Below are 25,915 nucleotides of genomic sequence, written 5' to 3'. Positions count from 1 at the left end.
TTGGTCCAGCCCGGCAATGATCTCTGGGCCGACATTTTCGGAGGTCAGGCGGCCGTTACGACGCGGCGGGATGGGTGGGTAACTGTTCGGTGGAGCGTTCCGCCAGTGCCGCTTCGACATTCGCGATGCCGGCCCGCACTCCGAGCCCGTAGCCGTCCTCGTCGAGGGCGTCGAGCCGGTCGCGGGCGTCGTCGAGGTGGCGCTGGGCGGTGTCGAACGCGCCCAGGCGGCGATAGTTGTCGGCGAGATTCAGGTGTAGCGACGGATAGAAGCCCCGGACACTCAACCCCGCATGGTGGGCCTGGGCCCGCTCGTCGGTCAGCGTGTCGGCGGCATCGAGGGCCCGGATGTCCCAGGTGAGCGCGTCCGCCGCATGCGTCTGGAGGTCGGCCAGGAAGTGGGCGAGCGAGACCCGGTGCAGCGGGTCGCCGCCCGCGCCGATGGTGTCCCACAGCGCGGTCAGCTGCTTTCGCGCCGTCGCCGTATCACCTTGGCGGCCAAGGGTTACGGCGTCGTTGATGGCGGTCATGGTCTCGTCGACGGCGGTCATGCCCGCGACCGTAGCGTCAGGGTCCGACAACTAGCGGGCGGGCCGCCCGTGCCGCCCGTCCCCGGTGATCCGGCCGCGCCGGATGAGATCGCGCTTGGTGCCGGGTCCGAGGGTGACCTGCTCATCGGCCCCGGCCACGGCCTCGTCCGGATTGGGCCGCACGAACAGTGTCACCGTGGTGCCCTCGGTGAACCCGTTCCTGCGCATCATGGACGCCGAGGCCGTGTTGTGGTTCTCCACGTCGGTCACGATGCGGGCCGCGCCGTGCCGGAACAGCAGATCGCAGCACGCGGTCATGAGCCGGCCCGCGACACCGCGCCCCTGCATATCGGGCGCCACGGCGATCCACTCCAGGTATGCCCAGTCCTCGCGCAGCTCGAATTCCATGGAGGCCAGCACGAATCCGACGACCCGATCCGAATCCACCGCCACCCAGCAGGACCGGCCGGCACTGTCGAGGTGCTCGGCCACCGAGGTCAGCGACCACGAGGTGTAGGGCTTGGCCTGGGTGTCGAACACCTGGTAGCCGAGGTCGATGACCTGACGCAGATGCCCGAGTCCCATGGGCACGACGGCGATGTCCGGATGGCTGGATATGTCGGAATCCATGCCCGACAGTTTGCCAGGTGGGTGCTGGCTACCCGGGCGCCCGCCGGGTGGCGAGGCCGCGCGGGTGGCGTGCTATCACGCGCCCTTGCGGGTCTGCTTGGCCGGAGCCTTCTTCGCGGCTTTCTTGGCGGGCTTCTTCTCCGCGGTCGCCTTCGCAGCCTTGGTGGCCTTGGCCGGCGCGGCCGGTGCGGTACCCGCCTTGCGTCCGGAGGCTTCGAGACTGCGCTGCAGGGCCGCGACCAGGTCCACGACCTCGGCATCCATAGCCGGAACCGCTGCCTCGGGCGCCCGGGTGACCTTGCTGGAACCGCTGGCGATCGCCTCGTCGAGCAGCTTCTTCAATTCGATCTGATATTCGTCCACGTACAGACTCGGATCGAAATCGTCGGACAGCGTGTCGACGAGCGTCTCGGCCATCTGCAATTCCTGGGACTTGGGCTCGGTCACGTCCTCGAGCTTGTCGAACGCCACCGCCCGCACCTCGTCCGGCCACAGCAGCGTCTGCAGCACCATTACCCCGTCACGCACCCGCAGCGCGCCGAGCCGGGTCTTCTGGCGCAGGGTGAAATGCACCAGCGCCACCCGGTCCACTCGTTCGAGGGTCTTCGCCAGCAGCACATAGGCTTTCGGCGTGGTCGAATCGGGTTCCAGGTAGTAGCTCTTGTCGAAGAGGATCGGATCGATCTGCTCCGACGGCACGAATTGCAACACTGGAATTTCGTGTTTCTCGGCCGCCGGAAGTTTGGCGAAATCCTCGTCGGTGAGAATCACCCGATCCCCGTCGGGTGATTCGTAGGCCCGGTCGATATCGGAATACTGCACCGGCTGCCCGTCCACCGTGCACAACCGCTCGTAGCGAATGCGCCCGCCATCGGCGGCGTGCACCTGGTGGAACTTGATGTCGTGGTCCTCCGTGGCGGTGTAGACCTTCACGGGGACATTCACCAGTCCGAACGCGATGGAGCCCTTCCATATGGACCGCATTCGGCAAGAGTACGTCGTCCCAGGTCAGCGTTCTACCGCACCGCACCGGGACCTGCGGATTTGCCCTGGTCGTTGGTGGTTGTTGGTGAGCGTCTGACGGCTTGTAGGCGGCTTGGGCTCGCGGGCGCGATGGCAGGTGCCGCTACAACGTGCCGTCCGGCCTGCGTGCTCGCAGGCTCTCGAGAACGGCTCGGAACCCGGACCACTACGTGCGGTCATGCACTGGTTGCGGCTCGAGACACGATGCGCTACATCCGGTACGAAAAATGCGCGACTTCGGCCGTTTCCATCAGCAACAGGAATTCGCGCTGCGCCATATGGATGAGCGCCTCGTGATCGCCGGCCTCGAAATAGACCTCCGGCTCCAGCGCCAGATCCTGCTCGAGGAACGTCTGCATGCCGTAGGCCATGCAGATCGGCGGCAACGCGCCTGTATCGCAGTCCGTGAACAGCTTGTGCAGCTCGGCTTCCTTCGCGAGCACCAGATGCCGTCCGGTCCGCGCCCAGAGATCGGCCAGGCGCACCGCTTGCGTCGCCGGTAGCACGGCTGCGACATAGCCGTTGTCGTCTTCGAGCAGCACGGTTTTCGCGAGGCGATCGCCGGGGATGTGCGCCGCCGCGGCCGTCTGCAGGCTCGTATCGCTATGAGGGTGGTTCACGACTTCGTACCGCGAGGATTTCTGACGCAGGCAATCCTGCAGGGTGGGAGACATGGACATGGCACCCCTCGTCTCAACGTCTCGGGTGAATATTGTGTTTGTGCCGGTGTCGTTCAGCATAGATCGCATTCGCACGTATGGAATCACGTTGCACCCTTTGCCTTCACGTCGGCCCAAGCCTGGCAATCAACCCCGACGCCTGGATTATCGAGGGCGGCCAGCAGCCTTGCTCGAGCCTGCGACCCCGCTCACCCCGAATCTGCCTCGGATCGCGTCGAGCCCTTCGGCCGGAGAATCGAGAGGCGATGAATCGTGTGTGTCGTGTGCGCATTTCTCCTCGAAAGCCAGTCGTGTGCAATTGGCTGTCGTATGGTCTCGGTGACTCGCGGGGAAGCGCGTTGGCAAGGCATCTTACAAATCTGCTTATGGGTAGCTGACCTTGCCTGATTGAAGTGAATTCATATCGGGACGCCTATGTCCATAGGGAATGCTGCGAATGGCACGAATCAGCATATTTTAGCGGGGCTAATGTTTCTGCACCCCGAGCTCGCCCGCTACACCGCCGCCGAACTCATGGCCGCGTGAGCCCGCTGGTACCGCGAGCCGGCATACAACTTCATCGACTGCCTCCGCCGCCACGACCGTCCCTTCGCCGACGTGCAGACCACGTGGCCCTCTACTCCCCGAAAGCCGAAGCAGCATGACCACCACCGAACCCTCCTACCCTGCCCGCCGGCTGATCGCCCTGCCGGTGTCAGCCCTCGGTGTCCGGCGTCGAATTCATGCACTGCAGGCGATCGGCTACAGCTACCGCGACCTCGGCGACCATTCCGGAATCCGACCCGAATCGTTTCGACGCCTCACCGATGTCCCACAAGTGCTGGGACGCAGCGGGTTCCTCATCACCGAGCTCTACGACCAATCCGGTACACCCGGACCGTCTCGCCTGAGCGATCGCCGGTTGTCAGCAGTTGTTGGGTTCGCCATATTTGACGACGGACAGGACCGCGTCGCCCTCGCCGAAAGGGGCTCCCGGGGAGCCAATGTGGCGCGTATCATGAACTGTTGCAAGGAGATTCACCTCTCCTAAGTCATCAACAGGGTCATCGACATGAGCTGCTCCCGACGCAGAAGGGTCCCCCGCCACACTGCGGCCGATATCGCACCCGCCTTACCCAGAATGGTCTGTGCTCCAACACATCTCAAGCCACCGAGCATGTGGCTCGTCCCACACGATCAGCGGTTCGGGGGTGCGGCCTGGACGCGCGGGTGCATCCAGGCCACCCAGCCCCCCACAGGCGTGCCTGCCCAGGTGCGCCGGGGCGCGCGGGTGCCGGTCACCGGTCGGGGATATGCGTGTCGCCGCCGGTGACAAGGGGTGCAGCAGTTCCGCGCGGCAGCCGAGCCCTGGCCTGCACCACACGAGCCGAGCTGACACCGGCGCCGGAGAAAACGCCGGTAAGCAAAGATTGTGAAACACCGGTCGCCGCTACGCATCCCGAACGGTGCCGACAAGCATGGACGGTCATCGATCCGGCAGAGGCGGTCTGTGGCCCGCCCGGCCTCCGGGAGAAGAACCGGGCGGGGGTGCCTGGGTATGCACTCCACAGATGGCCGCCGCGGAGAGGTGACCGAGAAATATCGTTGGCGCGACGGCCCCGATCAGGCCTTTCACCACGCCGCTGCGGAAGTGGTGGCCTGCCTCGAGCCGGGTTGAGACAACGATGGCCGACCGCCCGCGGCGGAAGGTCAGTTGTGCTCGGGCACCGATATTTCCGCTGGTGAGCGGTCGAAGCGGAGTCCGCGCCAGGACGGGTGGCGCAGGCCGGTGGCGGTGCGTTCGCGGTAGGCGACATCGCCGACCAGATGCGGTCGCGCGGCGGACGGGGCTGGCTTCCGGCACGCTGTATCCGATTCTGGCTCGGCTATCCGACGCTGAGTTGCTGGAGACCCGGTGGGAAGGACGGTCCGGCGGCGGGGCGCCCACCTCGGCATCTGTACCGGTTGACCGCCGCGGGTGCGGAAATCGCGGCTGTGAGTCAGCCGAGTTCACCAGGGAGGCCGTGCGGCGGCCGCTGGGGCGGCCGGCGTTGGGGGAGGCGTGATGGCTCAGTGGAATCGGTGGCTGATGCGGCTTTTGCCACCCCGGCGAAAGGAATTCGCCGAGGCTCTGCTGGCGGAAGCGGAGTACCTGCCCGACACCGAACGGACCCGCTGGCGCTCCGGAGTGGTGTGGTTCGTTATTCGAGAGGTGATCATGCGCAGGATGCTCTACCCGATCGGCCTCGTTGCGGCGGCTGCGATCGTGATCGCTACCAACTACTTCGCGACCTCCGACGACTCGTCCCAGGTGGTGGTGCTCGTGCTGATGGTCGCGGCGTTCACGCTCGGGCTCGCGGTGCCACGGCGTGCCTGGCTGTCAGGTGCCGTTCTGGGTTCGACCCTGGCGGTCGCCGTTATGTCGGCGCTGATCGTGGACCCGCGGGCGACCGTGCCGCAGCCGGGCGGATTCGCCGGTGCCGCAACGCTGTTCGGGCTGGTCGTTCCAGCGCTCGCCGGTGCCGGACTGGGTGGCCTCATCGGCCGTCGTCGAGCGGTGTATCCCTGACCGCGAGGTGCGGTCCTCTTACTACACAGGGCGCGCCCGGAAAACGATCAGTCGTTCTCCGGGACTTCGACTTCGGCAGGAGTGCGGTCCAACCTCGGGCCGCGCCAGGAGCAGTGACGCAGTCCGGTCACGGTAGGCGACATCTCGGTCATGACACCGATCGCTGGAACTGCGGGGTCGAGATGTGCTCGGCGCCCATGACGCTGTCCCACCAGGAGGCCAGCGGGCTCGGATCCGGCCAGATGACCTGTTCCTGACGCTGATTGCTGATGGGCCGGACAGTGGTGTCACACATGTGGATCCTCCTGGCGCAGACGACGCTTCTGATGGGGCAGCCACCACTTTGTCGCTGCTGTTCCAAGATCGCGCGGCAAGCAGGCGCACCACAGGAGCCGAAAGTCCGCGCTCGGGCTCCCATACGTCACACAGCTCCATCCGATAGGCGCTGGCGGGCAAGGCGTTCGCCGAGTTCGGGCATGGCACCGACCGGGCTGCCGGCCAAGTCGGACAGGCTCCATCGCAGTACCGATTCCACCTGCCGGCGCGGTGTGGTGCTCTCGAACTCGACGCACAACCGTGCGACGGTCCGCTCGAATATTCCGGCATCGATCGTCCGCGTCGGCTCCAGCTCACCAATCATGATCACGGTTCCAAGGCTGCTGGGCGCACCCACCCCCGCAGCAGAGTCGAAGGACTCCACACCACCTGCCTTGGCCACCACGCGCGAATGACAGCCGATATGGCGTAATTCCATGGTAGGTGGGGTTTTGCGGTTGGGCTGTGTGTCCGAGCGGTTCGTGCTCGACGTGTCTGTGGCGCACCCGCCGAGGGACAGCCCAGGTTTGATCGGACGCCGACGGGTGGTGACCTGGAGACGGTGTGGACCAACGGGATACGGCAGACGGGTGTTGTCGTCGCCGAATGTGCCGGTGCGGCCGAGGGTGTCGGTGCCCGGCTTCCCCTCCGCGGCGATCATTGCCACCGGACACTGCTGCGCGGCGGCAGGGCGCTGGTTCCCGATACGAGGTGTTCACCCAGGATTGATTCGCGCGGCTCAGCAGCAAAGGGGCCTTGGTGTGCCGACCAGGTGTCCGGTCGAGGAAAGGGGTGCTGCCGTCATGTCAGGTTCGACAGACGCTGGCAATGACCACGGTTACACCGGCGCCGGCGGTGGCACGATTCGGGAGACGTTGTCACAGCTGCGATTGCGGGAATTGCTCGCCGAGGTGCGTGACCGCATCGAGCAGATCATCGACGCCCGCGACCGGGTCGACGGCCTGGTCGAGGCGATGCTCGCCGTGACCGCCGGCCTGGATCTCGAGGACACCCTGCGCCGGATCGTGCGCACCGCGATCACGCTGGTGGATGCCCACTACGGCGCGCTGGGGGTACGCGGCCCTGACGGGCAGCTGGCCCGGTTCATCCACGAAGGCATCGACGCCGACACCGCCGAGGCCATCGGGCACCTGCCCGAAGGCAGAGGCGTGCTCGGGTTGCTGTTCGCCCAACCCAAGGCGATCCGCCTGGACAATCTGGCCGATCACCCGGACTCGGTGGGATTCCCGCCCGGGCACCCGCCGATGCGCAGCTTCCTCGGCATGCCGGTGCGCATCCGCGGGGAGATCTTCGGCAACCTGTATCTGACCGAGAAGGCCAACGCGATGCCGTTCACCGAGGACGATGAGGTCGTCGTCGCCGCGCTGGCGGCCGCGGCCGGTGTCGCGATCGACAACGCCCGCCTCTACGAGACCGCGCAGGCCCGGCAGGCGTGGATCGCGGCCACCCGCGACCTCACCACCGCCTTCCTGGCCACCACCACCCCCGACACCGTGCTCGGACAGGTCGTCGACCGGGTCCGTACCCTGTCCGACTCCCAGTACGCGTGGCTGGCTGTCCTGCCCGACCCGGACCTGCCCGCCGGCGAGGCCACCGAACTGGCCATCGCCGAATGGTCCGGGCCCGGCCACACCCACCGCGGCGAGCAGATCCCGATCACGGGCACGATCCTGGCCCGAGCACTGGCCTCGGCGACACCACTTCACCTGGACACCACAGACAATGCCGAGCCACTGCCGATCGGAGCAGGCCCCGCGCTGGTGCTGCCGCTGCACACCGGCGAGGCCACCCTCGGGCTGCTCGTGGTCCAGCGCGGCGATACCCGGCCCTACCCCCGCGAGACCGCGGAACTGACCGAAGCGTTCGCCGGCCAAGCCGCACTGGCCATGCAACTGGCCGCAGCCCAACAGCGCATGCGCGAGCTGGACGTGCTCGCCGACCGCGACCGCATAGCCCGCAACCTGCACGACCACGTCCTGCAACGGTTGTTCGCGATCGGCATGGCCGCCCAGGGCACCGCCGCCCGCACCCGCAACACCGAGGTTCGCCAACGCCTCAGCGACCACATCGACGACCTGCAAACCGTCATCACCGAGATCCGCACCTCCGTGTTCGACCTGCACGCCGGTGAGGGACCCACCCGGCTGCGCCAACGCCTCGACGAGATCATCCGCCAGCACACCGCCGACACCAGCCTGCACACCAGCGTCCGCGTCACCGGTCCCCTCGACGTCGTCGACGCGGCACTGGCCGACCACGCCGAAGCCGTCGTCCGTGAAGCGGTCTCCAACGCGGTCCGCCACTCCGGCGCCGACACCCTCACCGTCGAACTCACCGTGAACGACGATCTGGTGATCGTCGTCGAGGACGACGGATGCGGCCTGCCCGACGGGCTGACCCCCAGCGGCCTGACCAACCTCGCCCACCGCGCCGAAACCGCCGGCGGACACTGCGAACTCGGCCCCGCCACCGCTGCCGGCCCCCGCAGGCCCGGCACCCGCGTGCACTGGTCGGCACCGCTGTAAACCCAGGGGCTGCACCGGCCGGAAAAAGCGAGGATGCCGGCATGCGGCGATGGGATACTCGGGCATGGCCGGAGCGAAGGTACTGGTAGTCGGCGCGGGCGTGATCGGCCGTATCTACGCCGCGCGACTGGCCGCCGCCGGCAACGACGTCGATCTCCTGGCGCGGGGAAGGACGCTGGCGAACCTCGCGGGCGGTGCCTTGACGTTGCACACCAACGGCCGATCGACCACCCAGCAGATTTCGCTGCTCGAGGCACCACGCGCGTACTACGACACCGCCTTCGTCACGGTGCGACGCGATCAGATCGACGCCGCACTGGATTTCGTCACGCATGTGCGCTGCGACCACGTCGTCCCACTCTGTAACAACCCGCTCGGCATCGACACACTGCGTGAGCGGATCGGGGCCGAGCGACTGATCGCTGGATTCCCCGGTGTCGGCGGTTATCTCAATTCCGATGAGAGCGTCACCTACCTGCAGATCCGTCAGCAGCCGACGACTCTCGAGCGTCGACGCGGCGCGGAGCGCGCTACCGCCGAACTGCTCACCGGGGCGGGGTTCACCGTCGCGGGGACCGACCACATGGCCGACTGGCTGGCTACCCATGCCCTGTTCGTCACCACCGTCTGTGCCGCGCTCGATCGCGCGAACTACGATGCGCCGACACTCGCCCGCGATCGCGCCGTCATGCGCGATTTCGTCCGGGCGACCCGCAGCGGCTTCCTCGCCCTGCGCCGTCGCGGGATCGCCGTCGCCCCGGCTGCTCTGGTCTTCCTGTTCACCAGAACTCCGACCGAATTCGCCGCCCGCTACTGGAGTCGGCTCCTGCGCGGCCCCCTGGGCACCGTCGCCCTCGCACCCCATGCCCGGGCCACCCGTGACACCGAGATCGCCGCCCTCCGAACCGATGTCCGGCTCCTGCTGCCTTCGGGTGCCGCTCCCGACCTGGACACCTTCGTCTATGCGGGCAGTGCAGTGCCGTAGAGGCCATTAAACAGACGCTGCATCACGCTGCTCATTACGACCCCGCCAGGACCGATCCCGTCGACGCGTTGGTCGAACTGCGAGCACATGATCGACGCGGTCGCGAGCCTGTCCGAAACGTTCATACGAGCGTGCCCACACCTGCGGATCCTGGCCACCAGTCGCGAGGCTCCGGGTATCGGCGGGGAAACGGTTCATCCACTACCGCCGCTCAACCTCGCCCACCGCGCCGAAACCGCCGGCGGACACTGCGAACTCGGCCCCGCCACCGCTGCCAGGCCCCCACGGGCCCGGCACCCGCGTGCACTGGTCGGCACCGCTGTCAGAGCCGCTGCTCAACAAGGTCCACGCCGTCGTCGAAACCGCCACCGGTGAGGCGGCCAGCATGGGCAAAACCGCCAACCACATCGCCGAGGCGTGGGACCAGCGCCGCGAGGCCCTCGCCGCCCAGCGCTCCCGTCAGACTCCGCCTCCTGCCTACGACAGCTCCGAGCGACGCGCCGGGCAAGAGATTTCGCGTGGGATTCATCCTGCGACCCTGTCGAGAGGCGGGCTGGTTCCGGCGTTGAAGACGCTGGCTCGCCGCTGTTCGGTCCCTGTCTACCTCGACCTTGTCATCGAGCGCCGTCTGCCCGAACCCGTAGAGGTCGGCGCGTATTACGTGGTGGCTGAGGCGCTGACCAATACTACGAAGCATGCCCAGGCGTCGATCGTGAACGTGCACGCGGAAACGGACGATGCGAACCTTTGTCTGCTGGTCCGTGATGACGGGAGGGGCGGAGCCGACCCCCGCGAGGGGTCGGGGCTCATGGGCCTGATCGACCGCGTCGAGACTCTGGGCGGCCATCTGGAGATCGTCAGCCGGCCCGAATCCGGGACAGCGCTGCACATCTCGATGCCGGCGTAGCAAGGAGGCTGTTGATGGTCACGCGCGCACGGTCTCTCGGACATGCCGCGCGGGAATCTACGCACGATCTCGCGGAGAAGGCGCTTCCTACAGTGAGATTCGCTAGCATCAGGGTCCGCCTCGTGGCCCGGCCAACCGAGGCTGATCTTGCTCCGCCAGATGGTGTTCGACCCGGTGGCGTTCGGTCAGCCCAGGTGGGCCTGCAGTAACCAGGCTGGTACCGAGCTACGGCCGTCCGGCTCGTCACGGACATCCTCGAACCAGATCGGTGTCCGATTGTCTCTCGGAAGATTGTTGCCGTGGATGCGTGCCGGGCGGATGTCGTCGATCACCCAGTATTTCGAGACCACCTCGCGCAGTTCGTCTTCGGTGACGGGATTGGGGCCGAACCCTGCGGTCGGGGTCGGGAGGGCTTTGCGGTCGAACACGAGCACGAAGTAGGACGCTGCCGGGGCGGCGGCGCGGACGATCGATTGCTGGTATCCGTCGCGCTGGTCCACCGGAATCGAATGGAACAGTGTGCTGTCGACGATGGTGCCGAAACGGCCGTCGTACCCGGTGAAGGAGGTGATGTCGGCGACCTCGTACGAAGCGGTGGTCAGCCCGCGCCGGGCCGCCTCGGCACGGGCCAGGTCGATGGCGGTGGGGGCCGAATCCAACCCCACCGTCGTGTAGCCGTGTTCGGCCAGATACAGCGAGATCGCTGCCTCGCCGCACCCCACGTCGAGCACGTCGCCGTGGAACTTGCCCAGCTCGATGAGCGCTTTGAGTTCCGGCTGCGGCTCGCCCAGACTCCAGGGGGGCTTGGCATCCGAGAACAGGCCGGCTTCGCCCTTGTAGGCGCCTTCGAACGTGAATTCGTTCGGTGTGGTCATGATTCCCTCCGAATCGGTCAGGGCTATCAGACAGGGGTGGTGCTGTCTCGATGCTACGACAGGCGGGTAGTTCGAGATTCCGGGCAAGTCCTGCCCATACCGGTGTTGGTTGCACGCGTCGCGCAGGCTGTTCCGCGGCGGCACTCGAGCGCCCGGGTGCCGCCGCGAGGGGCGTTGATCGCACGACGGTCCCTGGCCGGCCTGTAGGTCCGGATGGGTCGTCGGACTTGGGTATCCGTGGGGTCAGGCGGCCCGGCGTTCGGGCTCGCTGCGGTAGCGGGATTGGTCGCCGTCGATGTGCAGGAGCTTCCACAGTCGCTTGGTGACCGGGTTCATCAGGCCCAGGTCGCCGGCGAGGGAGCGCATGTCACCGAAGTATCCGGAGAGGATTTTCGACGCGGTGGGGGAGCGCCAGAAGGCTTCCTTGATGACCTCGCGGGGGATGTCGAAGGTGCGGGCGAATTCCGGTGGGGGAGCCATGATCTCACCGGCCAGCCACCGCATGGCGAGCGGGAACGCGATACCGCAGACATTGCGATGCAGCGGATTGAAACCCGGCACATGCTCTTTCAGGAACTCATTGGCAAAGGAGATGTGCCGGGCTTCCTCGGCGATATGGATCTCCATGCAGCGCACCACCGCGGGCGGCAGCTTCGCGCCATTGCGGATGACCGCCTTCTGATAGTGGTCGATCGGTTCCTCGCCGCCGAGAATGCCGATGAACAGAATCGGCCAGGCATAACCGCCGGCCACGCCGATGAACGGTGACAGCCTCCGGAAGATGGGCCGCATCCCCGGGACGTCCGCGCCGATCCGGTTGACCAGCTCCTGGAACATCTGGATGTGGTTGCACTCCTCGGTCATCTCGTGGAGGCAGTAGCGGAACTCCGGCGACCCGTTGGGCAGCTTCATGATGTACTGCATCATGCCGCGGATCAGGATGCTCTCGAAGGCCGCGCCGACCTTGATGGCATTGGCGATCCGCCACCGCCCGATCTCGATCTGCCGTTCCAGGGGCAGGTTCTGATACCACTGCGTCGCGCCGAGCGGATCGATGTCCGGTTGCAGCACCCAGCGCGGGTCCTGGGGGTCGATCGCGAATTCGGGTGAGTCCCAGGCGATATCGAGATACGGATCGAATCGGCGGTACACCGATCCCTCCGACAGGGTGTGCAGCACATCCGCGTAGTCTCGTGCCGCCGGAACGGAGCCCGACATCGTCGTCAGAGCCATCATTGCCTCCTCGTCTCTGTGCCGCGCCGCCCGGGAGCCGAAGCCGAGGCCGCTCCTGTGCGGTGCAACACACTCCAAGGTAAGTGCTAATTAGGGTTACAGACAACCCCGGAATGCCCGCGTGTTCCAGGATTCGCCCGGTGCCCCGCCCGTCACCAGTGCTGCCAGTGCAGGACCCGGTCGCGGGGGACACGGACCGCGGGCTTGAACTCGGTGCCGAGCGTGAAGGCCAGTGGCAGGAACGCGGCCAGCATGACCTCGTCGTAGGGCACGCCCAGGATTGCCGACAGTTCGCGCTCGAGTGGAGCCTGGGCCGTGGTCCACACGGTCCCGAGACCGCGGGCGCGGGCGGCGAGCATGAAGCTCCAGACCGCGGGAAGGATCGATCCCCAGGTGCCGGACTGGATCTGGACCGAGGCGGCGTCGGTGCGGCCCTCGACGGCGGGGATCACGAACGCGGGCACGCGGTGAATGTTGTCGGCCAGATGGCGCACGCCGTCGAATACCCGTGCCATGCTGCCCGGCCGGACGTGCATGCGCGCGAGGTCGTCCCGCGACAGTGGCGCGGTCTCGCTCAGCGCGAGCGCCCGCCGGAAGATCTCGGCCACCTCCCTGCGCTGCGCGGCCTCGGTGACGACCAGGAAATGCCAGCGCTGGCGGTTGCGCCCGGTGGGCGCCTGGGTGGCGAGATCGACGCACTCCTCGATGAGGTCGCGCGGCACCGGCCGGTCGAAGTCCAGGCGGCGACGCACGGCCCGGGTGGTCGACAGCAGTTCATCGGGAGAGAGGTCAAGCGTCATGGCAGCTCCTGTGGCCCAACGGGTTCCGAGATCGTCTGCGCGAAAATCATCTGCGCCCAGACGATTGGACCGTAGGCGCGGCAATCATCTGCTGTCAAACGATCTGCGCACAGATGGTTTTGGTAAGCTGGCCGCGATCGAACGAGGAGACCATGCCTGCCGCCAGACCGTCCTACTTCCCGGCTCTCGCCGCCGAACGCCCCGATATCGCCCTCTGCCGCGCCTCCGCCGCGGTGGCCAAGGCCGGTGAAGCCCATGCCGCCGCAACGGAACTGGGGGTCGGACAGCATCTGGTGCTGAAGATGCTGGACGCGGTCGGCGACTGCGCGCAGCAGACGCTGGCCGCCGAACTCCGCATCGATCGCAGCGTCATGGTGACCGTCTGTGACGACCTGGAGCGATCGGGCTACATCCGCCGGGAACGCAACCCGAAGGACCGGCGCTCGTACGCGGTCACCATCACCGCGGCCGGACGAGACCGATTGCGGACCGCCGAGGCCGCGATCCCGGGCTTCCTGGCCGGCGCCTTCGCCGCGCTCACTCCCGAGGAGCGGGTCCAGCTGACGACCTTGCTCGGGAAGCTCCTCGCTACCGGAGGGGCATCCGAGTAGCAAACGTTCCACCGCTGCGCGCATGCGTGATTCGCGCGTGGAGGGAAATCCGTTGAACCGGGTTGCCCGAGGCGCTGAGTTTCCCTGTCCCGGACCGTCTTACGAGGTAGGTGGCGCAAACACCGTGCCATCGGAACGGGAAGGAAGCCGGCCATGTCGATCCGGAAATCGTTGCAGCAAGCACGGCGCGTGCACTCGAAACTGATGCAGGCCCATCGGGGTCGGGATGACGACCGCAGCGCCCTGCACCGCCGTCGGGTGGCACAGGACGCGTGGCGTGGCGCTCGGTGAGAGCGGGCCGGTCGGCTCAGTTCTGACCGGCGACAGCGAGGGTCGGCTCCGGCTCCGCGGTGGCCGGGGTGTGGCGAGGTCGCAGGGTGAAGGCCAGGACAGCGGCTCCCGCGAGCGCGAAGATCATGGTCCAGACACCGCCGACGTGCATGGCGTGGATGAAGGCGTCGTCGGCGGCGTGGGACAGGTCGGGTCGGTTGATGGCGGCGGCCACATGGCGCGCCTGTTCGGCCGATACCTGGGCGGGTTCGCGGGCGGCGTCGGGCAGGCCGGTGAGCGCGCCCTGGATGCCGGTCCGGTAGGTGATGGCCATGATGGTGCCGCCGAGCGCGATACCCAGGACACTGCCGGTTTGCCGGACGGTATTGGTGACGGCCGATCCCGCGCCGGCGCGGTCGAGGGGGAGCGTGCTCATCAGGGCGCTGGTGACCGAACCGATCACCATGCCGATCGAAAAGCCCTGTGCTGCAGCCAGTGCCACGTTCCAGATGATGGGCGTGTGCAATCCGAAGAAGACCGCGCTGCCCATGCAGAGCGCGCCGACGGTGAGGGCGGTCGCGGTCACCGCGCGCAGGGAGAAACGACGGACCAGGCGGACGCCGAGCGGACCGCCGATGATGACGCCGACGGCGGCGGGGGAGTTGATCAGACCCGCGGCGAGCGGTGGGAAGCCGCGGGCGCCCTGGAGGTAGAACGCGCCGTAGAAGCCGGCCGCGGTCATGGCCAGGAACAGCAGGCCCAGGGCCGCGTTGCCGCCGCCGAAGACCCGCTGCGCCAGCAGACGTGGATCGAAACTCGGCTGTTCGGAACGCAATTCGACCACCACGAACGCGGCCAGCAGGGCCAGCCCGGCGGCGATGGGCGCCCACACCTGCACCGGCGTCCACGCGGCGACCTGGCCCGCCCGGATGAGCCCGTAGGCGAGGGCCGCCAATCCGCTCACCGACAGCGCCAGTCCGCCGAGGTCCAGCGGTCGCGGCGTCGGGCTGCGGAAATTCGGGACCAGTACCGCGATCCCGATCAGTGCGACCGCGACGACGGGCACGTTCACGAGAAACACCGAGCCCCACCAGAAGTGGTCGAGCAGCACCCCGGCCAGCAGCGGCCCGGCCGCCAGTCCGACCCCGGCGGAGGTCGAGAACAGCCCGATGGCCGACGCCCGCGCCGGACCGGTGAACGTCCAGGTCACCGTCGCCATGGTGGCGGGCATGATGAGCGCGCTGCCCACGCCCATGACCGCACGGGCGGCGATGAGCCCGGCGGGATCACCGGCGTAGGCCGCCCAGACCGAGGCGGCTGCGAAGACGATCAATCCGGTGACGAGCACGGTCCGGTGCCCGTAGCGGTCGCCGAGCGCCCCGGCGGTGAACATGAGCGCGGCGAACACGAGCGTGTAGGACCCTGAGGCCCATTGCAGCTGAGTGGGATTCGCGCCCAGCCCGCGCACCGGATCGGCGAGGGTCTCGAGCGCGGTGGCGAGGATGGTGTTGTCCAGCCAGATCAGCAGGGAGGACAGCAGGAGAACGGCGAGGATGAGCCGCTGCCGGGATTTCGGCAGCGTCGCGGGCACGGTCATGGATGCCTTCGATAAGATTGGTAGGAACCTGACGATCGCCAGTGTGCAAGATTGTCAGGAACCTGTCAATCTTTGGAAAGGGTTGTCGCGGTGAGCTGTTCCGGATCGCAGGATGGATCCCTGACCTTCATGGTCCGCACGGTGTGGTTGAGCATGCGTTCGGCCATCGGTGAGGAACTCAAGGATTTCGGCCTCACGACCTCGCAGTACGCGACGCTGATGATGACGCAGAAGCAGCCCGGGAAGTCGGTCACCGATATCGCCCGCGATGTCGGCAGCACCCGGCAGGCCGCGAACGAGATGCTCGGCGGCTTGGAGAAGGCGGGCCTGATCGAGCGCCGCCCGCACCCCACCGACCGCCGGACCCACCAGATCTACGTGACCGACGCGGGCCGCGCCATCTACACCGAGGCCCACGCCGCCGTCGGCCGCCGCGAAGCCGAACTGGAAGCCGGATTCACCCCCGCGCAGCGCACCGCGGTCCGGGAATGGCTCAGCGGCATGGCCGAAGCCTGCCGCTGACCCGCGCCGATCCGGCCGCGAGAAGCAAGCGGATTTCCACGATATGGAAAATTCCGCCGTCAAAGGATCGTCCTGATTCGAACCCTTCGGTGAGTACGACCGGCCGCCTTACCGTTCCGGACACCAACTCTCCCGGGAGGAACGTACCGATGAGCGAACCATGGCAGATCAGTACCGATGTGCTGGTGGTCGGCGGCGGGCCCGCCGCGTGCTGGGCGGCGGTGCACGCCCGGGAAGCGGGCGCGGAGGTGGTGCTGGTGGACAAGGGCTACTGCGGGACCAGCGGCGCCACAGCGCCTTCCGGCACCGGCGTCTGGTACGTCGCGCCCGAGGCCGCAGCCCGCGCCAATGCCAAGGCCGCCCGGGAGGCGCTGGGCGGGCACCTGGCCGACCACTATTGGATGGACCGGGTCCTCGACCAGACCTACGCGAACATGAACCGGCTGGCCGTCGAGGGCCGGTACCCGTTCCCGGTGGATCCCGGCACCGGCGAGCCGGTGCGCACCGGTGTGCAGGGGCCCGAGTACATGCGCAGGATGCGAGCCTGGGTGAAACGGCTCGGCGTGCGGATCCTCGACCATTCACCCGCGCTGGAACTCCTCGTCGATGCCGAGGGGGTGGTGCGCGGGGCGGCCGGCTATCGGCGGCAGGCCGAGGAGGACTACCGGATCACCGCCGGTGCGGTGGTGCTGGCCACGGGCGGATGCGCCTTCCTGTCGCGGGCGCTGGGCACCAATGTCGACACCGGTGACGGCGCGCTCATGGCGGCCGAGGCCGGCGCGCGCTTCTCGGGCATGGAGTTCTCCAACGCCTATGCCATCGTGCCCAAGGGCTCGACCATCACCAAGACCGCCTACTACGGCTACGCCACCTTCTTCCACGCGGACGGCCGGGTGCTGGAGGGTGCCGGCTCCGCGAAGGGCCGGTCGGTCATCGCGCGAACCCTGTTGTCGGAGCCCGTGTTCGCGCAGCTGGACCGCGCCGACGCCGAGGTGCAGGCGCGGATGCGGCTGGGCCAGCCCAACTTCTTCCTCCAGTTCGACCGGCGCGGGATCGATCCGTTCACCGACCGCTTCGAGGTGGATCTGCTCGCCGAGGGCACGGTGCGCGGAACCGGGGGCATCGATATCGTCGACGACGACTGCGCGACAACGGTTCCCGGTCTCTACGCGGCGGGCGACGCCGCGACCCGGGAACGAATCTGCGGTGGATTCACCGGCGGCGGCAGCCACAACTCGGCGTGGGCCATGTCCTCCGGAAGCTGGGCGGGCCGGGGCGCGGCGGCCTTCGCCCGGCGATCGGGGCGCGTCGATCCCTCCGCTGTCCAGGGAGCCGGGCGGGTCGGATTGCGGCCGGAGACAACGGAATCGGTGCCCGCCGACGAGGTCGTGTCGGCCGCGCAGCGCGAACTCATCCCGTTCGAGAAGAACTATCTGCGTCATGGTGACCGCATCCGCCCCGCCCTGGCCGAACTGGACGAGCTCTGGGAGCGGGCCGCGCGCGGGCTCGGCGGCGGAACCGGTGCCGAGCGGATCCGGGCCAGGCAGGCCGCCGCCATCACCGCGGTCGGCCGGCTGATGTACCGATCCACGCTGGCGCGCAAGGAAACTCGCGGCATGAGCAAGCGTGCCGACCACCCGGACCTGGATCCGGCGCAGCACCACCACATCCTGTCCGGCGGCCTGGACCGGGTATGGACCTCGACCGCCGCGGCCACCGGACTCACCTCGGCGGTGGCGTCGTGATCGAACTGGTCCGCGCCGACGACTGCATCGCCTGCGACAAGTGCGTCGACGTCTGCCCGACCGATGTCTTCGACCGCACCGACAGCGGAATACCGCTCATCGCACGGCAATCCGACTGCCAGACCTGCTTCATGTGCGAGGCGTACTGCCCGGCCGACGCCCTCTACGTCTCACCCGAGGCAGCGCCGCTCGTGGACCGCAGCGCGATCCCCGAATCCCACATCGGTCGCTACCGCGAGCAACTCGGCTGGGGGAAGGGCCGCGCGCCGGGCAGTCTCGTCGCGATCGGCCCGGCCCTGCCGCACGGCGCTCTGCCACCGCGGCTGATCGAGCCCGGTCGACTGGTTCGATGAGTGGCCGCCGCGCATACTCGACGCGCTGCTGCCCGCTCCTGTCTCCGGCCGAGACATACCCGCCGAGCTGGTGTGTCGATTACGTTGTCCGGCACAGTGATTGGCGATCGCGCCCGTCGATCCGGGCATACGCTCACCGCAGGGCGAGGGCGAGGAAGAAGTCGACGCGGTCTTCGAGCCGGGACAGGTCGCGGTTGGTGAGTTCCTCGATGCGCTGAATGCGGTAGCGCAGCGTATTCACGTGCAGGTGCAGCAGATCCGCGCACTTGGTCCAGGAGCCCGACACCTCCAGGAAGGTCTCCAGGGTGTGCACCAGATCGGCGCGATTGTCCTGGTCGTAGACCCGCAGCGGATCCAGCAGTCGCACCCGGAACATGCGCCGGACCTCGTCGGGGACGCTGGCCAGCAGCAGCATGTGGGTGGCGAGTTCGTCGTGACGGACCACGCTGGTGGGCTGCTGCCGTTCGGCGGCCATGCGCCGGGCGTAGCGGGCCTCCTCGACCGCGCCGCGCAGCCCCTCGCCGTCGACCGCGCCGCTGATGCCGACCGAGAGCCGGCTCAGTTGCAATCCGGGTTCGAGGGCTTCGATGGCCCGGTGGATGCGATCGTCGAGGGCCTTGTCGTCGCCGAGGGCGACCAGCAGGATGACCTCGCCGTCGACAACACCGACGGCAGGGCTTCTGCCGTAAAGGATTTCGCGCAATACGGCGCGCAACTCACCGGGCCGCACGGCCCCGGAGTCCGCGGTCGCGGCGACCGCGAGGTAGCGGTCGGACAGTCCCAGCCCGGTCAACTCCAGCCGGGAGATGATGTCGGCGGATTTGGCGTCGGACATGATCAGCTCGATCAGTTCCTGGGCCAGCCGCCCCTCGGCGCTGTGCCGATCGTCCTGCCGGGCTCGTTCGAGGGACACCACCGCGGCCAGTTCCCCGATGAGGGCCCGCCGCTCCTCGGGCCAGTCCTTGTAGTCGCTCTCGAACACCAGGAACCAGTCCGCGATGCGTGAGGTTCCGTCGGCGTCCACCGCGAACAGCGAGTACCGCACCTGATTGTGGGAAAGCACATGCGGCAGCCGCCGCGCGCCCAGGAACGCCGACCGCACCTGTTCGGGCAGGTCCCGGGTCGGCCCGGCCACCACGCGGCCGAGGGCCGACACCACCCAGCAGCGGGTGCCCAGCGTGCGATGCACCAGGTCGAGCACCGAATCCAGCCCGCCGCCGGACACCAGTTGCCGGTGCCGGTCCAGGATCGCGCTGAGGTCGGCGGCCCGTCCGGACGACAGTTTCCGGTTGATCTGCTCGGTGACGGTGGCGAAGGCGATCTGCTCCTCGACCCGGAACAGCGGGATTCGGTGTTTCTTGCAAGCCGCGACGAGATCGTCGGGCGCTCCGCCGTACAGCGCGTCACCCGCGGCGAGCGCGGCCACCCGGGCGCGGGCGAGCGCGCTCACGAAGGTCTCGCTGTCCTCGGGGGAATGCCGCCATTGCAGTCCGGTCAGGACGAATTCGCCGCCGGAGAGGTATCGACCGGGATCGAGCATGTCGGTGGTTACCACCCAGCGTACGAAGCGGTCCAGCTCGTCCTCTCCGGTGACGAGCCGCAAGCCCAGATCGTGCATGGTGAGCAGGGAACGTAACCGCATGATGCCCGAGGCTAACAGTCGGTGACGGCCCGGTTACCGAACTTGGATGTAACTACGAACGCGCCCCTGTGAAGCAGGCCACAGGTTCGGAGGTCTCGTCCTTTCGAGCATGACCGCCCGCCGGGTTAAGTGGTTGACACACGCCGAAGACGGATGGAGGTCGGATGTCGAGTCGCCTGGAATGGCTCGGTTCGCTGCCCCTGGAAGAGGCCGAGACGCACCTGCTGACCTGCAATGCGTCGCGGACCTGGGCACGCAAGATGGTGGCGAACAGACCGTACGCGGACGAGTCGAGTCTGATCGCCGCGGCGGTGACCGGGGTCACCGAGCTGAGTTGGACCGATGTCGAGGAGGCGCTGTCGGCGCACCCCCGGATCGGGGAGCGCACGGCCGCCGCCCACCAGTCCGAGCGTGAGGCGCAGTGGTCCGCCGACGAACAGTCCGGAGCCTCCGCCGCCGACGATCAGGTGAAGGCCGACCTGGCCTCCTGGAACGTGACCTACGAGGAACACTTCGGCCATGTCTTCCTGATCCGGGCCGCCGGGCGCAGCGCCACCGAGATGCTCTCGGAGCTCCAGCGCCGTCTCGGCAACTCGGTCGCCGATGAGCAGCTGACGGTCCGCCGCGAGCTCGCCGACATCACCGGCCTGCGGATCCGGAAACTCCTGGAGGACGAATGAGTCTGTCCACCCACGTGCTCAATGCCGCGACCGGACGCCCGGCCGCGGGCATGGCGGTGCGGCTGGAGAGCGCGGCGGGGGAGATCCTCGCCGAGCGCCACACCGATGACGACGGCCGGATCAAGGATCTGCCCGCCCCGGGCGCCGGTGCGCACCGCCTGATCTTCGACACCTCCGGTGTCAGCCCGTTCTATCCCACGGTGACCATCGATTTCCTGGTCACCGATCCGGATGAGCACTACCACGTACCCCTGCTGTTGAGCCCCTACTCCTTCTCTACGTACCGGGGCAGCTGAGTGCTGTCGTACCTGCGTCGAACCGATATCTAGAGGATTGCAATGGATTTCCTACAACCGGGAAGCTGGGCCGAAGCGCTCCAGCTGAAAGCGGAACGCCCCGAGGCGGTTCCGATTCAGGGCGGCACCGACGTGATGGTCGAGCTGAACTTCGACCGGCACCGTCCGGCCGCCATTCTGGACCTGAACCCGTGCCGTGAGGTCTTCACCGTCGACGAGCAGGAGGACGGCCGGATCCGGCTGGGCTCCGGCGTCCCGTTCGTGAAGATCATCAACCGGTATCAGGACCGCCTGCCCGGTCTGGCCCAGGCGTCGCGCACTGTGGGTTCTCCGCAGATCCGCAATCGCGGCACCGTCGGCGGCAATCTGGGCGGCGCCTCGCCCGCCGGTGACGCCCACCCGGCCCTGCTGGCCGGCAATGCCGCGGTCGAGGTCGAGTCGGCCGCCCGCGGCACCCGCATGATCGACATCGACGACTTCTACGTCTGGGTCAAGAAGAACGCGCTCGAGCCGGACGAGCTGATTCGCGCCGTGTGGCTGAAGCCCGCCAGCGGCCCCCAGTACTTCTCGAAGGTCGGCACCCGCAACGCCATGGTGATCGCGGTGTGCTCGTTCTCCGTTGCGCTGCACGCGGATTCGCGGACCGTCGGCGCGGGCATCGGCTCGGCCGGTCCGACCCCGATCCGTCCGGTGGAGGCGCAGGACTTCCTGGCCGCCAACCTGGACTGGGACAACGGCGGCGCGCTGAACGACGAGCTGGCCCGCGAGTTCGGCCGTCTGGTCGGCGCCGCGGCCAAGCCCATCGACGATGTGCGCGGCACCGCCGACTACCGCCGGCACGCGCTGTCGGTGATGGCCCGCCGGACCCTCGGCTGGGCGTGGAACGACTACACCGCGGAGAGGAGGGCGGCCTGATGCGTATCAACTTCACCGTCAACGGATCCCAGGAAACCGCCGACGACGTCTGGGAAGGCGAGAGCCTGCTGTACCTGCTGCGTGAGCGGGTCGGCCTCCCCGGCTCCAAGAACGCCTGCGAGCAGGGCGAATGTGGTTCCTGCACCGTCTATCTGGACGGCACCCCGGTCTGCTCGTGCCTGGTGGCCGCCGGTCAGGTGGAGGGCCGCTCGGTCCGCACCGTCGAGGGCCTGGCCGACGGCGACAAGCTGGACCCCATGCAGCAGGCCTTCATGGAGGCCGGCGCGGTCCAGTGTGGTTTCTGCACACCGGGTCTGATCGTGCAGGCGCACGACCTGATCGACCGGGTGCCGAACCCGTCGGACGTCGAGATCCGTGAGGCGCTCGCCGGAAACCTGTGCCGCTGTACGGGTTACGAGAAGATTCTGGATGCCGTTCGCCTGGCGGCCGAGCGGAAGGCTGCCGCCAAATGAGCAAAGTCGTCATTGACAATGCCTATATCGCACCGGTTGTCGGTGCGGAGATCCCGAACGGCTATCTGGTCGTCGGCGACGACGGCCGGATCGAAGCTCTCGGTGCAGGACCTGCGCCGATGGTGGTGGGTGCTGAACGCCTCTCCGGCACCGGCTGCCTGGTGACCCCGGGCCTGGTGAATACCCACCACCACCTCTACCAGTGGGCCACCCAGGGCCTGTTCCAGGACGCCACCCTGTTCGAGTGGCTGACCGGGCTGTACCGCCTGTGGGCCACCATGGACGCCGAGATCGTCTACGGCGCGGCGTCGGCGGGTCTGGGCTGGCTCGCGCTGACCGGCACCACCACCTCCACCGATCACCACTACGTGTTCCCCAAGGGCCGTGGCGATCTGTTCGAGGCCGAGGTGCGTGCCGCTCGCGAGCTGGGCATCCGCTTCCACCCGTGCCGCGGGTCCATGGACCGCGGTCAGTCGCACGGTGGCCTGCCGCCGGACGAGGTGGTCGAGAACCGCGAAGAGATCCTCCTCAACACCGAGGAGATCATCCGCACATACCACGACCCGTCCTTCGACTCCATGCTGCGCGTGGCCGTCGCCCCCTGCTCGCCGTTCTCGGTGTCCGAGGGCCTGATGGTCGATTCGGCCGCGCTGGCCCGCCAGCACGGCGTGCGCCTGCACACCCACCTCGCCGAGACCCTCGACGAGGAAGAGCACTGCATCGAGCAGATGGGTTGCACCCCGGTCGAATACATGGAGAAGCTGGGCTGGCTCGGCGACGACGTGTGGTTCGCCCACGCGGTGCACCTGCACGACAAGGACATCGCGGCGTTCGCGAAGACCGGCACCGGTTCCGCGCACTGCCCGACCTCCAATGCCCGGCTGGGCGCGGGCATCGCGCGAGTGATGGATCTGCTCGCCGCCGGTGCGCCCGTCGGTCTCGGCGTGGACGGCGCGGCCTCCTCCGAGCTGACCTCCATGGCCGGGGAAATGCGGCAGGCCATGCTGTTCCAGCGCGCCGTGCACGGCCCCCGCGCCATGACCGCGCGGCAGGCCCTCGAGGTCGGCACCCTGGGCGGCGCCCGGAATCTGGGCCGCCAGAACGAGATCGGTTCCCTCGAGGTCGGCAAGCTCGCCGATATCGCGGTCTGGAAGGTGGACGGCTTCCGTGCCGCCATCGAGGACCCGGTGTGCTCGCTGGTGTTCGGCCCGCAGCCGCCGCTGGCGCGCCTGCTGGTGGGCGGCAACACCGTCGTGGAGAACGACGAGCTGAAGACCATGCCGCACGACGCGGTCGGCCAGGCCGGCGTCGCCGCGCGCAAGCGAATCATGAAGCAGGAGAACCGATGACCATCACACGCACCACTCGGTTCCCCACGGATGTGGCGGTCCCGGGCAAGGGCGGGATCGGCGAGAGCCCGCTCCGCCCGGACGGCACCCTCAAGGTGAAGGGCGAATTCGCCTACTCCTCGGACCTGTGGATGGACGGCATGCTGTGGGGCGCGACCCTGCGCAGCCCGCACGCCCGCGCCAAACTCGTCAGCGTCGACACCAGCAAGGCCCTCGCCATGACCGGCGTGCACGCCGTGCTCACCCACGAGGACGTGCCGGGCCGCAAGGTCTACGGCCTCGACCACACCTGGGACCAGCCGGTACTGGCCTTCGACGAGGTGCGCCATCACGGCGAGGCCATCGCGCTGGTCGCCGCCGACCACCCCGAGATCGCCCGGCGCGCCGTCGCCGCCATCGAGGTGGAATACGAAGTGCTGGAACCGATCACGGACCCGATGGCCGTCGTCGAGGACCCGGTCGGGCTGGCCGTGCAGTCGCGCGGCGGCATCGCCCGCTACCAGCCGGTGCGCTCCGGCGACATCGAGATCGGCAAGGCCCTCGCCACCGTCGTGGTCTCCGAGGAGTTCGAGGTCGGCATGCAGGACCAGGCCTTCCTGGGCCCGGAGTCCGGCATGGTCATCCCGAACGAGGACGGCTCGCTCGATTTCTATGTCGCGACGCAGTGGCTGCACTGGGACCTCACCCAGATCGGCCCGTGCCTGGGTCTGGACGAGGACCAGATCCGCATGACCATGTCCGGCGTCGGCGGCGCGTTCGGCGGCCGCGAGGACCTGTCCATGCAGATCCACGCCGGCATGCTGGCCATGCGCACCGGCAAGCCGATCAAGATGATGTACAACCGCGAGGAGTCGTTCTTCGGGCACGTGCATCGCCACCCGGCGAAGATGCGCTACGAATTCGGCGCCACCGCGACCGGAAAGATCACCTACGCCAAGGTTCTCATCGTTCTCGACGGCGGCGCGTACACCTCGGCCACTCAGAACGTGATCGGCAATGCCGCCTCGCTGGCGCTGGGCCCCTACGAGGTCCCGCACCTGGAGATCGACGCCTACGGTGTCTACACCAACAACCCGGTCTGCGGCGCCATGCGCGGATTCGGTGTCGTGCAGGCGTGTTTCGCGCACGAGTCCATGATGGACAAGCTCGCCGAGGCCCTCGACATGGATCCGGTCACGGTCCGTCAGGTCAATGCCGTCTCGCAGGGCTCCACGCTCGCCACCGGCCAGGTCGTGCACGCGCCGACCCCGCTGAAGGAGATGCTCGACAGCCTGCGCGACATGGAACTGCCGGAGTCCGTGGACACCTCCGACATTCGCAACCTGCCCGGCGGTGCGTCGCAGACCACCCACGGCGAGGGCGTGTACCGCGGCGTCGGCTACGGCGTCGGCATCAAGAACATCTGCTTCTCCGAGGGTTTCGACGACTACTCGACCGCCCGGGTGCGCCTGGAGGTGATCGGCGGCGAGCCGGTCGCGCTGGTGCACACCGCCGGCGCGGAGGTCGGCCAGGGTCTGATCACCCTCGAGGCGCAGATCGCGCGCACCGAGCTCGCCATCGAGCGGGTGGTCAGCCACCCCTCCGACAACAATGTCGGCAGCTCGGGTTCCTCGTCCGCGTCGCGTCAGTCGTACATGACCGGCGGCGCGGTGATGACCGCCTGCCGCGCGGTGGCCGACGAGCTGTTCGTGCTGGCGCGCAAGAAGTTCGACGTGCACGGCTTCATGCGGCTCGAGGGCGGCAAGGTCGTCAAGAACAACGGTGAAGTGGTCGCGGCCATCGAGGATGTGCTCGGCGACGACGTCATCGATCTGACCCGTGAATACCACCATCAGCCGACCACCGGTATGGACAAGGTGACCGGTCAGGGCTCCAGCCACACCCAGCTCGCGGTCTGCGTGCACCGGGCAGTGGTGGACGTCGACACCGAACTCGGACTGGTCAAAGTCGTTGCCCTGGACGCCGTTCAGGACGTCGGCAAGATCATGAACCGGCTTTCGCTGGAAGGCCAGATCCACGGCGGCTCCATTCAGGGCCTGGGTCTGGCGGTTATGGAGGAAATTCAGGTCACCAACGGCAAGGTGCGGAACCCGTCCTTCACGGACTATCTGATTCCCACCATTCTCGATACACCCCCGCAGAAGCTGGAGATCCTGGAGAACCCGGACCCGCACGCCCCCTACGGCCTGCGCGGCGCGGGTGAACCGCCCACTCTCTCCTCCACGCCTGCGATCGCCGCAGCGATTCGCGATGCCTGCCGCAAGCGGGGCGGCACCGGCAACATCAACCGCGTGCCCGTGCGTCCGGAAGACATCATCCGGAACAGTTGATTAACAGGGGCAGATCGCGCTGCTCGACATGGTGGAGCGCGATAGGGACCCCACAACAAGC

26 protein-coding genes are annotated in these 25,915 nt (G+C 67.8%); 15 read left to right on the top strand and 11 right to left on the bottom strand.

Annotation, left to right across the window (positions count from 1 at the left end):
- Nucleotides 1-55: 55 nt before the first annotated feature.
- The 4 genes from ACWEQQ_RS27145 to ACWEQQ_RS27130 form a co-directional block, all read right to left on the bottom strand.
- Nucleotides 56-550, bottom strand: a complete 495-nt coding sequence (locus ACWEQQ_RS27145) for a hypothetical protein (RefSeq protein WP_452343102.1) — start codon at nucleotides 548-550, stop codon at nucleotides 56-58.
- A gap of 30 nt (nucleotides 551-580) precedes the next feature.
- A complete protein-coding gene (locus tag ACWEQQ_RS27140; RefSeq protein ID WP_379390533.1) occupies nucleotides 581-1,159 on the bottom strand; it encodes a GNAT family N-acetyltransferase in 579 nt (192 codons plus the stop codon).
- A gap of 75 nt (nucleotides 1,160-1,234) precedes the next feature.
- Nucleotides 1,235-2,143 (bottom strand): non-homologous end joining protein Ku, encoded by a 909-nt coding sequence (gene ku / locus ACWEQQ_RS27135; protein WP_452350218.1) that lies wholly within the window; start codon nucleotides 2,141-2,143, stop codon nucleotides 1,235-1,237.
- A gap of 248 nt (nucleotides 2,144-2,391) precedes the next feature.
- On the bottom strand, nucleotides 2,392-2,856 hold the full coding sequence (locus tag ACWEQQ_RS27130) for an aminoacyl-tRNA deacylase (protein WP_452343099.1): 465 nt from the start codon (nucleotides 2,854-2,856) through the stop codon (nucleotides 2,392-2,394).
- Nucleotides 2,857-3,502: 646 nt separating this feature from the next.
- On the opposite strand from ACWEQQ_RS27130, the gene ACWEQQ_RS27125 reads away from it, so the two are divergent.
- Both ACWEQQ_RS27125 and ACWEQQ_RS27120 read left to right on the top strand, forming a co-directional pair.
- Entirely contained in the window at nucleotides 3,503-3,892 is a 390-nt protein-coding gene (locus tag ACWEQQ_RS27125) for a hypothetical protein (RefSeq protein ID WP_452350217.1), read from the top strand.
- A 1,014-nt stretch (nucleotides 3,893-4,906) separates the two neighbouring features.
- Nucleotides 4,907-5,410 (top strand): hypothetical protein, encoded by a 504-nt coding sequence (locus ACWEQQ_RS27120; RefSeq protein WP_452350216.1) that lies wholly within the window; start codon nucleotides 4,907-4,909, stop codon nucleotides 5,408-5,410.
- Nucleotides 5,411-5,558: 148 nt separating this feature from the next.
- Here ACWEQQ_RS27120 and ACWEQQ_RS27115 read toward each other — a convergent pair whose 3' ends face one another.
- Both ACWEQQ_RS27115 and ACWEQQ_RS27110 read right to left on the bottom strand, forming a co-directional pair.
- On the bottom strand, nucleotides 5,559-5,705 hold the full coding sequence (locus tag ACWEQQ_RS27115) for a hypothetical protein (RefSeq protein WP_452350215.1): 147 nt from the start codon (nucleotides 5,703-5,705) through the stop codon (nucleotides 5,559-5,561).
- Between the two features lie 126 nt (nucleotides 5,706-5,831).
- On the bottom strand, nucleotides 5,832-6,392 hold the full coding sequence (locus ACWEQQ_RS27110) for a hypothetical protein (RefSeq protein WP_452350214.1): 561 nt from the start codon (nucleotides 6,390-6,392) through the stop codon (nucleotides 5,832-5,834).
- A gap of 136 nt (nucleotides 6,393-6,528) precedes the next feature.
- On the opposite strand from ACWEQQ_RS27110, the gene ACWEQQ_RS27105 reads away from it, so the two are divergent.
- The 3 genes from ACWEQQ_RS27105 to ACWEQQ_RS27095 all read left to right on the top strand — a co-directional run bounded on the left by ACWEQQ_RS27105 (nucleotide 6,529) and on the right by ACWEQQ_RS27095 (nucleotide 10,163).
- Nucleotides 6,529-8,271: a GAF domain-containing protein gene (locus tag ACWEQQ_RS27105; RefSeq protein ID WP_452350213.1), complete on the top strand. Its 1,743-nt coding sequence runs from the start codon at nucleotides 6,529-6,531 to the stop codon at nucleotides 8,269-8,271.
- Between the two features lie 64 nt (nucleotides 8,272-8,335).
- Nucleotides 8,336-9,256, top strand: a complete 921-nt coding sequence (locus tag ACWEQQ_RS27100; protein ID WP_452350212.1) for a ketopantoate reductase family protein — start codon at nucleotides 8,336-8,338, stop codon at nucleotides 9,254-9,256.
- Nucleotides 9,257-9,557: 301 nt separating this feature from the next.
- A complete protein-coding gene (locus tag ACWEQQ_RS27095) occupies nucleotides 9,558-10,163 on the top strand; it encodes a sensor histidine kinase (protein WP_452350211.1) in 606 nt (201 codons plus the stop codon).
- 185 nt (nucleotides 10,164-10,348) lie between these two features.
- Here ACWEQQ_RS27095 and ACWEQQ_RS27090 read toward each other — a convergent pair whose 3' ends face one another.
- From ACWEQQ_RS27090 to ACWEQQ_RS27080, 3 genes are all read right to left on the bottom strand, one after another.
- Nucleotides 10,349-11,038, bottom strand: coding sequence for a class I SAM-dependent methyltransferase (locus ACWEQQ_RS27090; protein WP_452350210.1), 690 nt, complete (start codon nucleotides 11,036-11,038; stop codon nucleotides 10,349-10,351).
- 243 nt (nucleotides 11,039-11,281) lie between these two features.
- Nucleotides 11,282-12,271 carry an AurF N-oxygenase family protein gene (locus tag ACWEQQ_RS27085; RefSeq protein WP_452350209.1) on the bottom strand — a complete coding sequence of 330 codons (990 nt, stop codon included), beginning with the start codon at nucleotides 12,269-12,271 and terminating at the stop codon, nucleotides 11,282-11,284.
- A gap of 152 nt (nucleotides 12,272-12,423) precedes the next feature.
- Complete coding sequence (locus tag ACWEQQ_RS27080) at nucleotides 12,424-13,071, bottom strand: nitroreductase family protein (RefSeq protein ID WP_452350208.1); 648 nt, start codon at nucleotides 13,069-13,071, stop codon at nucleotides 12,424-12,426.
- Nucleotides 13,072-13,223: 152 nt separating this feature from the next.
- Between ACWEQQ_RS27080 and ACWEQQ_RS27075 the strand changes: the two genes are divergently transcribed.
- A complete protein-coding gene (locus tag ACWEQQ_RS27075; RefSeq protein ID WP_452350207.1) occupies nucleotides 13,224-13,682 on the top strand; it encodes a MarR family winged helix-turn-helix transcriptional regulator in 459 nt (152 codons plus the stop codon).
- A 307-nt stretch (nucleotides 13,683-13,989) separates the two neighbouring features.
- Here ACWEQQ_RS27075 and ACWEQQ_RS27070 read toward each other — a convergent pair whose 3' ends face one another.
- Complete coding sequence (locus ACWEQQ_RS27070) at nucleotides 13,990-15,549, bottom strand: MFS transporter (protein ID WP_452350206.1); 1,560 nt, start codon at nucleotides 15,547-15,549, stop codon at nucleotides 13,990-13,992.
- 90 nt (nucleotides 15,550-15,639) lie between these two features.
- Here ACWEQQ_RS27070 and ACWEQQ_RS27065 point away from each other — a divergent pair, with 90 nt between their 5' ends.
- The 3 genes from ACWEQQ_RS27065 to ACWEQQ_RS27055 all read left to right on the top strand — a co-directional run bounded on the left by ACWEQQ_RS27065 (nucleotide 15,640) and on the right by ACWEQQ_RS27055 (nucleotide 18,169).
- The gene (locus tag ACWEQQ_RS27065; RefSeq protein ID WP_452350205.1) at nucleotides 15,640-16,071 is read left to right on the top strand and encodes a MarR family winged helix-turn-helix transcriptional regulator; all 432 of its coding nucleotides are present in this window, start codon (nucleotides 15,640-15,642) and stop codon (nucleotides 16,069-16,071) included.
- Nucleotides 16,072-16,220: 149 nt separating this feature from the next.
- Entirely contained in the window at nucleotides 16,221-17,816 is a 1,596-nt protein-coding gene (locus ACWEQQ_RS27060; RefSeq protein WP_452350204.1) for an FAD-dependent oxidoreductase, read from the top strand.
- Entirely contained in the window at nucleotides 17,765-18,169 is a 405-nt protein-coding gene (locus tag ACWEQQ_RS27055) for a 4Fe-4S dicluster domain-containing protein (protein ID WP_452350203.1), read from the top strand. Before ACWEQQ_RS27060 ends, ACWEQQ_RS27055 begins: the two co-directional genes overlap by 52 nt.
- Nucleotides 18,170-18,302: 133 nt before the next feature.
- On the opposite strand, the gene ACWEQQ_RS27050 is transcribed toward ACWEQQ_RS27055, so the two are convergent.
- Nucleotides 18,303-19,811, bottom strand: coding sequence for a PucR family transcriptional regulator (locus tag ACWEQQ_RS27050; protein ID WP_379401939.1), 1,509 nt, complete (start codon nucleotides 19,809-19,811; stop codon nucleotides 18,303-18,305).
- Nucleotides 19,812-19,975: 164 nt separating this feature from the next.
- Here ACWEQQ_RS27050 and uraD point away from each other — a divergent pair, with 164 nt between their 5' ends.
- The 6 genes from uraD to ACWEQQ_RS27020 are packed head-to-tail and all read left to right on the top strand — an operon-like array spanning nucleotide 19,976 to nucleotide 25,854.
- Nucleotides 19,976-20,491 (top strand): 2-oxo-4-hydroxy-4-carboxy-5-ureidoimidazoline decarboxylase, encoded by a 516-nt coding sequence (gene uraD / locus ACWEQQ_RS27045; RefSeq protein WP_452343084.1) that lies wholly within the window; start codon nucleotides 19,976-19,978, stop codon nucleotides 20,489-20,491.
- Nucleotides 20,488-20,787 (top strand): hydroxyisourate hydrolase, encoded by a 300-nt coding sequence (uraH, locus tag ACWEQQ_RS27040; protein WP_452350202.1) that lies wholly within the window; start codon nucleotides 20,488-20,490, stop codon nucleotides 20,785-20,787. The genes uraD and uraH overlap by 4 nt, the downstream gene beginning before the upstream one ends.
- Before the next feature lie 42 nt (nucleotides 20,788-20,829).
- Nucleotides 20,830-21,702 (top strand): FAD binding domain-containing protein, encoded by an 873-nt coding sequence (locus tag ACWEQQ_RS27035; RefSeq protein WP_452350201.1) that lies wholly within the window; start codon nucleotides 20,830-20,832, stop codon nucleotides 21,700-21,702.
- On the top strand, nucleotides 21,702-22,175 hold the full coding sequence (locus ACWEQQ_RS27030; protein ID WP_452350200.1) for a (2Fe-2S)-binding protein: 474 nt from the start codon (nucleotides 21,702-21,704) through the stop codon (nucleotides 22,173-22,175). The genes ACWEQQ_RS27035 and ACWEQQ_RS27030 overlap by 1 nt, the downstream gene beginning before the upstream one ends.
- Complete coding sequence (locus tag ACWEQQ_RS27025) at nucleotides 22,172-23,524, top strand: 8-oxoguanine deaminase (RefSeq protein WP_452350199.1); 1,353 nt, start codon at nucleotides 22,172-22,174, stop codon at nucleotides 23,522-23,524. The genes ACWEQQ_RS27030 and ACWEQQ_RS27025 overlap by 4 nt, the downstream gene beginning before the upstream one ends.
- Nucleotides 23,521-25,854, top strand: coding sequence for a xanthine dehydrogenase family protein molybdopterin-binding subunit (locus ACWEQQ_RS27020; RefSeq protein WP_452343080.1), 2,334 nt, complete (start codon nucleotides 23,521-23,523; stop codon nucleotides 25,852-25,854). Before ACWEQQ_RS27025 ends, ACWEQQ_RS27020 begins: the two co-directional genes overlap by 4 nt.
- Nucleotides 25,855-25,915: the final 61 nt, after the last annotated feature.

Source organism: Nocardia sp. NPDC004123 (assembly GCF_053603795.1).
The sequence above is the reverse complement of the archived record's forward strand: the minus strand, read 5'-3'. Positions and strand labels throughout refer to the sequence as shown.